The sequence below is a fragment of the Mesorhizobium sp. M4A.F.Ca.ET.020.02.1.1 genome, assembly GCF_004022645.1.
Lineage (GTDB): Bacteria > Pseudomonadota > Alphaproteobacteria > Rhizobiales > Rhizobiaceae > Mesorhizobium.
On record NZ_RZOI01000101.1, the window covers coordinates 1 to 12,261 of the forward strand.

Genomic DNA, 12,261 nt, shown 5'->3' on the forward strand with positions numbered 1-12,261 from the left:
CTTTCACAGCCCGCCGACAAAAATCCCGCCACACTTGTAACTCTCACCATCACGCCATCCGGCCCTATGTCTGTCCTGCACCCCAACCAAACCGAAAGAACGGGACAAGAGCAATGACCCAGCACATGAAGACACCGCCGATCGTTTCGCAGGACGCCTGGGAAGGCGCGTACGAAGAGATGCTCGTAAAGGAAAAGGCCCTCACCCGTGCCCGCGACGCGCTGGCCGCGGAACGTCGCCGCATGCCATGGACGCTTGTCGAGAAGGACTATGTGTTCGACGGCCCCAACGGCAAGGCGAGCTTGCTCGACCTGTTCGAAGGCCGCCGGCAACTGATCATCTATCGCGCCTTCTTCGAGCCGGGCGTCTATGGCTGGCCGGAGCACGCCTGCCGCGGCTGCTCGCTCGGCGCCGACATGGTCGGCAATCTCGCCCATCTCAACGCCCGCGACACCACGCTCGCCTATGCCTCGCGGGCGCCGCAGGCCGACATTCAGCGGGTGAAGCAGCGGATGGGCTGGGAGCTGCCCTGGTACACCATCACCGACAGCTGGGATAAGGATTTCGGCGTCGACGAATGGCATGGCCACAACGTCTTCATCCACGACGGCGACCGCATCTTCCGCACCTATTTCGTCAACAACCGCGGCGACGAGGCTTTCGGCACCGTGTGGAGCTACCTCGACGTCACCCCGCTCGGCCGCCAGGAGGTGTGGGAGGACTCGCCCGAAGGCTATCCGCAGACCCAGACCTACAAATGGTGGAACTGGCACGACAACTACGAAGAGGGTGCCGCCCCCGACCAGAGATGGGTCGAAGTGTCGGACGTCGGCGAGGCGGCGTTCCGCAACAAGAGCGCCTGAGTGTGAAGCGACTCTGGCGGTGCCAGCCGCACCGCCGGAGCCGATCTCTCTCCACGCGTCCGCAGGAATCCCGCCAGTTTGAAAGGTGGCAAAGATGAGCATCGACAATCCCGCCCCTGGCCCGGCCGTCCCGAGCGGCTTCGGCCTCGCCGACTGGCTCAGCCTTGCGGCGGCGCCGACCTTCGCAATCATGGCGCTGCTGACAGCCGCCTATGGCGGCCATGACATGATGTGCATGCCCGGCCCCGGTGCCTCGATGCTGAGCGGCATGGTAGCGATGTATCTTTTGATGGCCGCCTTCCATCTGGCGCCCTGGCTGCGGCTAGTGGCGCGGCGGGCGTGAGATTTCGCATCGCGGCCAATGACCGCCGTACCGGCCCAAGTGCCCGCTAAGCGCCAGCGACGAGTTGCCACCGGGTCTCGAATGACCGGAGTGGGGCCGACAGCGCACTGACAGCTTCAGGCTGCAAATCTTCAAGAGCGGACATTACGCTAGGCGTTAGCATTGTCATGACCTGACCCCATCACGATGTTCACTCCGGCCAGTGGATGTCGGGATTTGGCGTGCGATTACCTCAGCCAACTGCACCGCAACAACATCCAAGACACTCGCGCTTGCCGAAGGGGCTGTCGGCACTGACTGGATTAGCGTAAGCTAATGTCCACAAGGGGTGCGCACATGCACCGTGTCATCGCCATAGCGATCGTGGTTCTCGCGGCCGTGTTCGGTTCCGCGAGGGCTGAGGTGCTGATCGGGGTCTCGTCTGCGATGACAGGACGGCTTGCCTGGATCGGCGAGCAGGGACAGCGCGGCGCCGAGATGGCGGTGGCCGACGTCAACGCCGCGGGCGGCGTGCTTGGCCAGAAGGTGAGGCTCATCTCGGTCGACGATTTCTGCGATCCCGAGCAAGCGGTCGCGGCCGCCCGGAAGCTGGTGGCTGACGGGGTGGTGCTCGTCGTCGGGCATTTTTGCTCCGGGGCCTCGATCCCCGCATCAAAAGTGTACGAGGAGGCGGGCATCGTCGAAATATCCCCAGGCTCGACCAATCCGCAACTGACCGAACAGGGCCGTCGCAATGTCTTCCGCACCATTGGCCGCGACGACGCGCAAGGGTTCATCGCCGGCAACTACCTTGCCGATCGCTGGGGCGACAAGAAGATTGCAATCCTTCACGACAATTCGACCTACGGGAAGGGTCTCGCCGACGAGACCAGGAAGCAGCTGAACAAACGGGGCGTGACCGAAGCTGTCTACGACGCATACGCGCCCGGGAAGGACGACTATTCAGCCGAGGTCGCTGCATTGCAGAGCGCCGGCGTCTCAGCCTTGTATGTGGGTGGTTATCATGCCGACGTTGGGCTGATTGCTCGCGCCGCACACGACCGCGGCTACACGGTTCAGCTCATATCCGGAGATGCCTTGGCTACCGAGGAATTCGCCCTGATCGCAGGCCCAGCGGCGGAGGGAACCCTGTTCACCTTCCCGGCGGACCCGCGGCGAAATGCCGGCGCAGCCGCGATCGTGGAGCAGTTCCGTGCGGAGAACTTCGAGCCGGCGGGCTACACGCTGTTGAGCTACTGCGCGGTCCAGGTCTGGGCCCAGGCGGTCGCGAAGGCAGGTTCGCTGGAGCCGAAGGCGGTCATCGCGACACTGCGCGAACAGGAGTTCGACACCGTCATTGGCCGCGTCGATTTCGACGACAAGGGTGACCTCACGAGGCAGAGCTGGGTTTGGTACGTCTGGCGCGGCGGGGAGTACGTGCCGGTTGAATAGGGTTCGCCGAATGCGTGCCCCTGAGACGTCTAGTCCGATGCAGACCAGTGTGGCTGGATTGTACCGACTCACAGCGATGCTTGAACGCCTCGGCATACGCGGCCGGCTGCTGTTCGCCTTTTTCGGGATCAGCGCCCTTGCGGTGCTGGCAACCGCTGCGGCGCTTTATGCCTTCCTCCAAGTCGGCGACGTCGTCGACCGAATCACCACGGATCGGGTGCCGTCGGCGCTAGCCTCCCTCCAACTGTCGCGCCAGGCCGAGCGGGTCGCTGCTGCCGCGCCATCGGTGCTGGCGGCGACGAGCAGGTCTCAGCACAGCGAGGTCTCGGCTGCCGTCGCGCTCGAGATGTCCCGCCTCGAGGCGCTGCGCACCGACCTCAGGGACGCCACGCTGGGCACAGTGCCTTTGGCCGAAATCGAGGAAGCCGCGGTTGTTCTGAGGCGCAATCTGAAGGAGCTCGACTCCCTGGTCATCGCCCGGCTCGATGTGGTCGCCCGCAAGGAGGAACTCCTGAACCGCCTCGCCGCGACGACGACCGGGAGCCACCGCCTTCTTGCCACCGGCATCCTGGTGATGGATTCCAGGCTGCCGCAATGGCGGGCGGTCGCGGCCGACACGTCACTGTCGCCCGATCGACGCGCAGCGGCAATGGCCGACATGGTCCAGGCGATTGCGGCTTACATCCCCCAGCAAAAGGCGCTGCTGGATATTTCGGCGGTCAACGACGCGCTGGTGAAGGCCGCGACCGCGCCGTCGCAGGGCGACCTGGCGTTGATCCTGTTTCCGCTGCGCCGCTCGCTTGCCGCTCTCGAAACGGCTTCCTCGGAGATCGACGAAAAGCTGCGGACCCGTTTCCGGCAACGGGTGGACGAACTCAAGGCACTAACCGATGGTGAGAACAGCATTCCGAAGGCCCGGGAAGAGGAACTTGCGGTCCTCGCGCAGGGCGAAAAGCTGCTGGCCGAAAACAATCGGCTGTCGCGCAGTCTCACCGCTGCGGTCGACCGTCTTGTCGCAGCAGCGGACCGCGAGATCGCTGCCTCCGGTCGCGAAGCCGCGCTCGTCCAGCACTACGGCACCGGAGTTGTCCTCGGCTCCGCCTTGCTCAGCCTGTTGAGCTCGGTTCTGGTCGTCTGGCTCTATGTCGACCGCAGCCTCCTCGCCCGTCTGGGCGCGGTGAGCCAGGGCATGCTCGCCATCGCGGGCGGCGATCTTCGTGCGCCGCTGCCGGCCGCGGGCAGCGACGAAATCGGGCGCATGGCCGAGGCGCTGAGGCTCTTCCGGGATACCGCCGTCGAGGTCGAGGAAAAGAACCTGCGCGACGTTGCAGAAGCACGTCAGCGGCTGGTCGATGCCATCGAAAGCATTTCCGAAGGTTTCGCTCTCTATGACAGAGAGGACCGGCTTGTCCTCAGCAACAGCCGCTACCGCGAACTGCTCTACGCCGGCCTGGAGGCCGAGCTAACCCCTGGCACGGCATTCGAGGAGATCATTCGCCGATCCGCCGAGCGCGGCTACATCAGGGATGCCGAGGGGCGGGTCGATGAGTGGGTTGCCGAGCGCCTGTGGCGGCACCGCAACCCTGGCGAACCATGGGTGCAGCGGCGGGGCGACGGGCGATGGATCATGATAAGCGAGCGGCGGATCAGTGCCGGCGGCACGGTCGCCGTCTATTCCGACATCACCGAGCTGAAGCAAAGGGAGGAGAACCTCGCCGAGAAGTCCACTGCCCTGGAGGCGCTTTCCAACAAGCTGGCCAAATATCTGGCGCCCCAGGTGTACAGCTCGATATTCACCGGCCGCCAAGATGTTAGAATCGCCAGTCAACGCAAGAAGCTGACTATATGCTTCTCCGACATCGCCGGCTTTACCGAGACCACCGACAAAATGGAGTCCGAGGATCTCACCCAGCTCCTCAATCACTACCTGACGGAAATGTCGAAAATCGCGTCGGATCATGGTGCCACGATCGACAAGTACGTCGGCGACGCGATCCTGATGTTTTTCGGCGACCCTGAGACGCGCGGCGTCAAGGAGGACGCGCTGGCTTGCGTGCAGATGGCGCTTGCCATGCAAAACCGGATCAGCGAGCTCACCGAAGTCTGGCGGGACATGGGGATCGAAACACCGCTGCGCTGCCGCATCGGCATCCATACCGACTACTGCACCGTCGGTAACTTCGGCAGCGAGGACCGGATGGACTACACGATAATCGGCGGCGCCGTGAATCTCGCCTCGCGTCTGGAACAGGAGGCGGCACCGGGGGCCATCCTCATTTCCTACGAGACGTTTGCGCAAGTGAAGGACACGATCGATTGTGCGGAGATGGGGCACGTGCAGGTCAAGGGGATCGCCTACCCCGTCGCCACCTACCGCGTCATCGATCTGAAGGCCAATCTAGCGGGCGCTTGTCGCGCCGTTCGAACCGAGCTGCCGCACTTCAGGCTGGAACTTGAACCGGAGCTGATGTCCGCCGACGAGCGTGGCGGGGCCGCCACTGCGCTTCGAGATGCGCTGGATCGGCTTTCGCACGAGCCCGGGCAGCAGGGCTTGGTTCGACCCCTCCCCCTTAGGCGCGCCAGCGGTGGCGCGCCGCGCACCGCCATAATCGAGTATAATTCCTGGCCGATCGCAGACGGAGGAGGAAAAGAGCAAATGTCCGTGGACGCGGGACCGAGAAAAGTGGACGCCGAATATGCGATTGAGTACCTCCAGGAGCATCCGCAAGCCGGGCTTTGCTGCGAGGATCGTCGCTGCTGGATCACGCCGAACGCAAACGAGACCGATCAGCGGATCCTGCTTCTCGATGTGGTTGAGGCCGACCGGCTCAAGGATGATCCTCGCCTTCGACTCGTGTCCGGAATCGCTCATGCGGGCCGGTCGCTCTGGGTCGTTCGGAGAATGACATGATTTGACGCAGGCCCTCGCCCTGGAGGACCGGTGGCGGCGCAGCCACAGGGTGGACATTTCAGCCCACATGGAAATGATCATGTTGCCATGCACAACACTGCAGTGCGCTGATCTCGACTAAAAGTTTGAGTGTAGAAGCGGATCAACCGACCTCCAGGTCCAGCCAGCGACACAGATGGACATCCCAGAGAATTTCCGGACCGCCACGCGTTTTTCACGGATCGCCCTGACCTAACGCATTGCCTTCCGCGGCAGCTCGCACAATAGTCGGGCCGATGTTGCAGGCGATTGCGAGTCACTGGTCTACGCTGATCCTCGCCCTCTCCCTAGCGATGGCGGCCGTCGGCATCGTCCACGCCATCATGACGAAGGAAGACGTGCGCGCCGCCACCGGCTGGGTGGGCGTGATGCTGCTGTCGCCCTTCCTGGGCGCCATCATCTACGCCATCGCCGGCATCAACCGCATCCGCAGGGCGACGATCAGCGCCATGCGGCCGCCTTCCGGCGAGGCCGCCCTGACAAAGCAGGAGCGCGACATCGCCGCCGAAGACCTGATCACGGCCGAGTTTGGCCTACGCTTCGTCGGGCTGAAGACGCTGGGCGACAGGGTGACACGCCGCGCCCTGACATCGGGAAACGCAATCGTCGTGCTGGAAACAGGCGACGAAGCCTACAGCGCGATGTGCCACGCCATCGACGGGGCGGAGCGCAGCGTCCTTCTCGAAACCTACATCTTCGACAATGATGCGGTCGGGGCGATCTTCGTCCAATCGCTTGGCAACGCCGTCAAACGCGGCGTCAGCGTGCGCGTGCTGATCGACGCCGTCGGCGTGCGCTACTCCGTGCCCAGCATCCTCAAGCAGCTCAAGGAAGCGAACGTCACCACCGACCTTTTCAACGGCAACATCGTCATGGGCTTGAGACTTCCCTATGCGAATCTGAGGACCCACAGGAAGATCCTTGTCGTCGACGGCACTGTGGCGTTCACGGGAGGCATGAATATCCGCAAGGGATTCTCCGCCGAATTCGTCGGCTCCGACAGTTCACGGGACACACACTTCAAGGTCACCGGCCCGGTGGTGGCCGACCTTTTCTCGGTCGCCGCCGAGGACTGGCGCTTCGCCGGCAACGAGGCCCTGAAGGGCGAAACCTGGCAAGTGGCAGCCCCCTTGTCGGCGCCCGGCCAGCCGATGTTGGTGCGGGCCGTGGCGTCGGGGCCGGATGCCTCGAACGAAACCAACCACAAGCTGCTGATGGGGGCGTTCTCGGTTGCCCGCAAGTCGATCCGCATCATGTCGCCGTACTTCCTGCCGGACCGCGAACTGATCAGCGCGCTGACCACGGCGGCTCGGCGCGGCGTCGAGATCGACATCGTCGTGCCGGCGGTAAACAACCTCTTCCTCGTCGACCGCGCGATGACGGCGCAGTTCGACCAGGTGCTGAAGCATTATTGCCGCGTCTGGCGCCACGAAGGCGCCTTCGACCATTCGAAACTGATGGCGATCGACGGCGTCTGGGCCTATATCGGCTCCTCCAATCTCGACGCCCGGTCGTTGAGGCTGAATTTCGAGATCGACATGGAAGTTCTTGATGCGGACTTTGCCGCCGAGATCGAGACACGCATCGGATCGGCCATCGCCTCCGCGCAGCCGGTGACGCTTGAGACGTTGAAGGCCCGCCCCTTCGTCATTCGCGTCTTCGACCGGTTGCTGTGGCTGGGATCGCCCTATCTATAGCGCAAGGAACAGAGCAGCAGGACCATGGAGATAAACGGACGCAACCTGCCGGAGACCGTGCTCCTGTCGATCCGCCACCGAAAGGCGCGGAAGGCGAAGGCGACGCCGCGCAAGCGGGTCGACGGCGCCGAGATGGTGGTCGCCTCCTACAACGTCCACAAATGCATCGGCACCGACCGCAAGTTCGATCCCGAACGGACCGCCCGCGTCATCCGCGAAATCAGTCCCGACGTCATCGCCTTGCAGGAGGCCGACAACCGCTTCGGCGACCGTGCCGGGCTGCTCGACCTTGCGCGGCTCGAACACGAAACGGGGCTGGTGCCGGTGCCGGTGTCCGGAAACGGCAAGGGCCATGGCTGGCGCGGCAATGTGCTGCTGTTCAAGCGCGGCACGGTGCGCGACGTCCACCAGATCAAGCTTCCGGGGCTGGAGCCGCGTGGCGCGCTGGTCGCCGAAATCGATCTCGACGAGAAACGGCCGCTGCGGGTGATTGCCGCCCATCTCGGCCTGCTGCGACGGTCGCGCTCCGAACAAGCGCGTGTCGTGCTCGACATCATGAGCAGCGCGGATGAGAGGCCAACGCTGCTGCTCGGCGACCTCAACGAGTGGCGGCTGGGCAACCGCTCTGCGCTGAACACGCTGCACACCACCTTCGGCCCGCCGCCAGCCGTGCCCACCTTTCCCTCGGGCCTGCCGGTGCTTGCGCTCGACCGGATCATGGGCAACCGCAACGGCATGGTCTCGGCGGTGGAAGCGCATGACACGCCGCTGTCGCGGGTCGCGTCGGACCACCTGCCGCTCACGGCTTTTGTGCATCTTTGACGCGGCTGGATCAGCCCTCCCGCAGCCAGACCAGCATCTCGCCGGAATCGCGGTTGTCCCAGGCGTAGTAGGGAACGGCCTTCACCCTCGCCTCCTCCAGGGCCGGCGGCTCGGCGCGGTAGAGGCCATTGCGCCAATCCTCCGACGCCTCCCTGTTGCCGGTGGCCGAAAGCGTGACGATGCCGCCGAGCAGGTTCGGCTCGTGATGCGCCTCGATTCTGGCCGCCCGCGGCAGGCTGATGCGGTGCAACTGGCCGGGATTGTCGGTCGCCTCGACGCAGTAGATCAGCGGGCCGCGCGCCAGCGCGACACGGCCGATGTCCTGGCGCACTTCCGGATTGGCGAAGAGGCGGGAGATCGACATGTCGAGGTCGAGCTCGACGCAGTCGCCCTTTTGCCATTCGCGCTCGATCGCCGCGTAGCCGTCGCTCAAGACGGCATCGAGAGCCACCGCCTTGCCGTTGACCTTGAGCGCCGCCTTGCGGCACCAGGCCGGCAGGCGCAGATGCAGGGTGAAGGCAACCGGCGCCACCGGCTCGACGCGGATCGAGACGGCGCCGTCCCAGGGATAGTTGCTGGTCTGGACCAGGCTCACCGGCTTGCCCGATATCTCGAAGCGGGCGGTCGAATCGCCATAGAGGTGGACGGCCAGCGCGTCGTCGGCGAGGCCGTAGAAATAGCTGCCGATCGACGCCACCATGCGGCCGATATTGGGCGGGCAGCACGGGCAGCGGTGCCATTTCCAGCGATTGTGCCGGCCGCGGCTTTCCAGTGGGTTCTCGTAGAAGAACAGCGAGCCGTCGAGCGACAGGCCGGAGATCGAGCCGTTGTAGAGCGCCCGCTCCATCATGTCGGCATAGCGCGCGTTGGGCCCCATGCCGAGCATGCGGCTCGACCAGAACACCAGGCCGACCGCGGCGCAGGTCTCGGCATAGGCGGTCTCGTTGGGCAGGTCGTAGTCGCTGGTGAAGCCTTCATTGTGCGCCGACGGGCCGAGGCCGCCGGTGACATAGAGGCTCTTGGTGGTCAGATCGTCCCACAGCCGGTCGAGTGCTGCGCGCAGCGTGTCGTCGCCATATTCGGTGGCGACGTCGGCCATGCCGGAGAACAGATACATCGCCCGCACCGCATGGCCAACGACCTTGTCCTGCTCGCGCACCGGCTTGTGCGACTGGTTGTATTCGTAGGTCTTGAAATGATAGGCCTTCGGGTCGGTGCCGCGGGCGCGCGCCTCCTCGTCGAAATAGTGCGGCTGCTGGCCGCGCTGGTCGATGAAGTACTTTGCCAGGTCCATGTATTTCTGCTCGCCGGTCGCCCGCGCCAGCTTGACCAGCGCCAGTTCGATCTCCTCATGGCCGCAATAGCCCTTCTTCTTGCCGGGCTCAGGGCCGAAAGTGTCGGCGATGTGGTCGACATAGCGGCACATGATGTCGAGCAGCTTGCGCTTGCCGGTGGCCTGGAAATAGGCGACGGCGCCCTCGATCAGATGGCCGGCGCAGTAGAGCTCGTGGCAGTCGCGCAAATTGGTCCAGCGCAGGCCGGGCTGGATGCGCTGGTACCAGCTCGACAGGTAGCCGTCGGACTGCTGCAGCCTGCCGTAGAGGTCGATGACGGCGTCGATCTTTTTCTCCAGCGTGTCGTTGCGGCGCCTGTAGAGCGAATAGGCGGCGGTCTCGATGGTCTTGCCCCAGTCGGAGTCCCAGAACATCTGCGTCGTCACCGTCGAGCCGGTGAAGCCGGGATTGGCGGCCTCGTCCGGTGACGGCGAATGGAACGGGATGACGACGCCCGGCGACGGCCGGTCGGGGTCGATCTGCTCCAGCATGCGGGCCTCGACGCAGCGCTCGTAGAGGATCTCGGCGGTGCGCGCGGCAACCGCGTCGACCCGGTCGCCCCAGAAGCCGCGCACGTCGACCTGCGGCACCGGCAGCGGACGGAAGGCGAGCTTCGGCTTGCCGGTGTGCTGCGCGGCGGATTTCAGTGCGGTCATCGGCTAACTCCATTCAATTTCGAAAGTGTCGGTTCAGCGCGGGTCATTTCACGGCGCCGGCCATCAGGCCGCGGATGTAGAAGCGCTGCAGCGCCAGGAAGAGGATCAGGCACGGCACCATCATCACGGTGACGCCTGCCTGCACGGCACCCCAGTCGATGGCGCCGAAGCGGCCGGACTGCAGCGCCGTCATCATGATCGGCAGGGTGAACTTGGACTGGTCGGTCATCAGCACCAGCGCGGCCAGGAACTCGTTCCAGGCGCCGAGGAAGGCGAACAGCGCGATGGTGACGATGCCCGGCCACACCAGAGGCAGCATGACCTGCAACAGCATGGTGACGTTGTTGGCGCCGTCCATGCGGGCGGCCTCCTCGATCTCGCGCGGCACCGCGTCGAAGGCGTTGCGCATCATGAAGATCGAGAACGGCAGCTGCAGCGTGACATAGACGCAGACCAGCCCGGTCAGCGTGTTGTGCAGGCCGATCTTGGTCAGCACCAGGAAGATCGGCGTCAGGATCGACTGGAACGGGATCATGATCGTCGACAGGATGACGACGAAGAGCATGTCCTTGAAGGGAAAGCGGAAGCGCGAGAAGCCGTAGCCGGCAAGCACGCTGACGATGACGGAAAACACCACCGTCATCACCGAGACATAGATGCTGTTTTGCGCCGGCAGCCACAGCCCGTCGCCGAAAGTGTTGAGCGTGCCGTAATTCTCGACCGAGAAGCCGGTGGTCGGCCATGGCGGCAGCGGCGGCAGGCGCGCCTCCTGCGATGGCTTGAAGGCCGACAGCACCGTCCAGACGATCGGCGCCAGAAACAGCAGCGAGGCGATGATGCCGGTCAAGTGCTCGGCGATGCCGAGCCGGATGCGGCTGGTGCGGCTACGCGCCTGCGCCATCAGTCGACCCCCTCCGGTTTGCGCAGCAGCCACAGCTGGACGAGGCTGAGCACGACGAGGATCAGCAGCAGGATCATCGAGAGCGCGGCGCCATAGCCGAGCTTGAACGACACGAAGGACTGGTTGAAGATCCAGTAGACGGCGGTCAGCGTCTGGTTGCGCGGGCCGCCGCGGAGGATGATGTAGAACTGGTCGAAGGCGAGGATGGAGCCGGCGACCGACAGGATCAGCGCCAGCGCCAGCGTGCGGCGCATCAGCGGCAGGGTAATCGCGCGAAAGCGCGCGAACGGCCCTGCCCCGTCGATCATCGCCGCCTCCTGCAGCTCCGACGGGATCGACTGCAGGCCGGTCATCAGGATGATCATGGTGAAGCCCGCCACCTTCCACACGACCATGGCGATGATCGACCAGAAGGCCGGCTGGAAGGTGGCGAGCAGATTGAACTTCTTCTCGGTCAGGCCGAGCGCGTAGGCGGCCGGGCTGAACAGGCCGGAATCGACGTTCAAGAGCCACGACCACAGCAGGCTGGCCGAGGCGAAGCCGATGACGGCCGGCATGAAGAAGGCGGTGCGGTAGACATTGGTCATCGCCCGCGGCCGCTCGATGAAGATCGCCAGCGGAAAGGCGACGGCGAAGATCGCGATCGTCACCACCAGCGTGTACCAGCCGGTAAAGCGCAGCGCGTTCCAGAAGCGCGTGTCGCGCAGGATCGCCCAGTAATTGCCGAGGCCGATGTAAGAGTGCTCGCCCATCAGCGGCCAGTTGTTGAGCGACATCCACGCCGTCATGGCGAGCGGCACGATGAAGAACACCGTGACCAGCGCCACCGCCGGCGCCACATAGAGCAGCCCGATCCACTGCCGACGCCCGGCGCCGACCAGCTTTCGGCGACGCGCGGGGGCGGAGGTTTCTGCGGTGATGGCGGTCATGGGTAAGCGCTCACTTCCCCTTCTCCCCCTGTGGGAGAAGGGGGATCGGCGCGCAGCGCCGAGACGGATGAGGGGTGTTGGAAGAAACGAGGCGGCGGCGATTTCGAACTTGTCGCCATGCTGGAACACCCCTCAACCGTCGCCTTCGGCGACACCTTCTCCCACAAGGGGAGAAGGGGGAGCCTACCTGCTGACGCCCCGCTGCATTCCGGTTAGATGAGTGCTTTCTCAACGCGATAGTCCTGCTGTTGGCGCTGCGTCCCCTCCCCCTCGAGGGGACGCAGCGCCAACAGCAGGACTATCGCGTTGAGAAAGCACTCATCTAACCGGAATGC

The 12,261-nt window shown here is 64.6% G+C and carries 7 protein-coding genes and 2 pseudogenes; 6 read left to right on the forward strand and 3 right to left on the reverse strand.

All coding sequences use genetic code 11. From position 1 onward, the window contains the following. Nucleotides 1-113: 113 nt before the first annotated feature. The 6 genes and pseudogenes from EN742_RS09680 to EN742_RS09705 all read left to right on the forward strand — a co-directional run bounded on the left by EN742_RS09680 (nucleotide 114) and on the right by EN742_RS09705 (nucleotide 8,106). On the forward strand, nucleotides 114-863 hold the full coding sequence (locus tag EN742_RS09680) for a DUF899 domain-containing protein (RefSeq protein ID WP_126055090.1): 750 nt from the start codon (nucleotides 114-116) through the stop codon (nucleotides 861-863). A gap of 148 nt (nucleotides 864-1,011) precedes the next feature. Continuing rightward, nucleotides 1,012-1,206: pseudogene (locus tag EN742_RS39255) on the forward strand (hypothetical protein); the annotation flags it as partial. A 336-nt stretch (nucleotides 1,207-1,542) separates the two neighbouring features. Next, nucleotides 1,543-2,637 carry a branched-chain amino acid ABC transporter substrate-binding protein gene (locus EN742_RS09690; RefSeq protein WP_126055091.1) on the forward strand — a complete coding sequence of 365 codons (1,095 nt, stop codon included), beginning with the start codon at nucleotides 1,543-1,545 and terminating at the stop codon, nucleotides 2,635-2,637. A gap of 76 nt (nucleotides 2,638-2,713) precedes the next feature. Next, nucleotides 2,714-5,164 (forward strand): annotated as a pseudogene (locus EN742_RS09695) (adenylate/guanylate cyclase domain-containing protein); the annotation flags it as partial. A gap of 659 nt (nucleotides 5,165-5,823) precedes the next feature. Continuing rightward, nucleotides 5,824-7,284 carry a phospholipase D-like domain-containing protein gene (locus tag EN742_RS09700; protein ID WP_127406043.1) on the forward strand — a complete coding sequence of 487 codons (1,461 nt, stop codon included), beginning with the start codon at nucleotides 5,824-5,826 and terminating at the stop codon, nucleotides 7,282-7,284. Nucleotides 7,285-7,308: 24 nt separating this feature from the next. Then, nucleotides 7,309-8,106 (forward strand): endonuclease/exonuclease/phosphatase family protein, encoded by a 798-nt coding sequence (locus EN742_RS09705; RefSeq protein WP_126055092.1) that lies wholly within the window; start codon nucleotides 7,309-7,311, stop codon nucleotides 8,104-8,106. Nucleotides 8,107-8,116: 10 nt separating this feature from the next. On the opposite strand, the gene EN742_RS09710 is transcribed toward EN742_RS09705, so the two are convergent. Genes EN742_RS09710 through EN742_RS09720 form a run of 3 tightly spaced genes read right to left on the reverse strand, consistent with a single transcriptional unit; the run spans nucleotide 8,117 to nucleotide 11,926 of the window. Beyond that, a complete protein-coding gene (locus tag EN742_RS09710) occupies nucleotides 8,117-10,096 on the reverse strand; it encodes a glycoside hydrolase family 127 protein (RefSeq protein ID WP_128332731.1) in 1,980 nt (659 codons plus the stop codon). A 43-nt stretch (nucleotides 10,097-10,139) separates the two neighbouring features. Further along, complete coding sequence (locus EN742_RS09715; protein ID WP_127406041.1) at nucleotides 10,140-10,997, reverse strand: carbohydrate ABC transporter permease; 858 nt, start codon at nucleotides 10,995-10,997, stop codon at nucleotides 10,140-10,142. Continuing rightward, nucleotides 10,997-11,926: a sugar ABC transporter permease gene (locus EN742_RS09720; RefSeq protein ID WP_126055095.1), complete on the reverse strand. Its 930-nt coding sequence runs from the start codon at nucleotides 11,924-11,926 to the stop codon at nucleotides 10,997-10,999. The genes EN742_RS09715 and EN742_RS09720 overlap by 1 nt, the downstream gene beginning before the upstream one ends. Nucleotides 11,927-12,261 lie beyond the last annotated feature (335 nt).

Coding starts and splice junctions, on each gene's coding strand:
- EN742_RS09680 (WP_126055090.1), top strand. CDS start 114: ATGACCCAGCACATGAAGACACCGCCGATCGTTTCGCAGGACGCCTGG.
- EN742_RS09690 (WP_126055091.1), top strand. CDS start 1,543: ATGCACCGTGTCATCGCCATAGCGATCGTGGTTCTCGCGGCCGTGTTC.
- EN742_RS09700 (WP_127406043.1), top strand. CDS start 5,824: ATGTTGCAGGCGATTGCGAGTCACTGGTCTACGCTGATCCTCGCCCTC.
- EN742_RS09705 (WP_126055092.1), top strand. CDS start 7,309: ATGGAGATAAACGGACGCAACCTGCCGGAGACCGTGCTCCTGTCGATC.
- EN742_RS09710 (WP_128332731.1), bottom strand. CDS start 10,096: ATGACCGCACTGAAATCCGCCGCGCAGCACACCGGCAAGCCGAAGCTC.
- EN742_RS09715 (WP_127406041.1), bottom strand. CDS start 10,997: ATGGCGCAGGCGCGTAGCCGCACCAGCCGCATCCGGCTCGGCATCGCC.
- EN742_RS09720 (WP_126055095.1), bottom strand. CDS start 11,926: ATGACCGCCATCACCGCAGAAACCTCCGCCCCCGCGCGTCGCCGAAAG.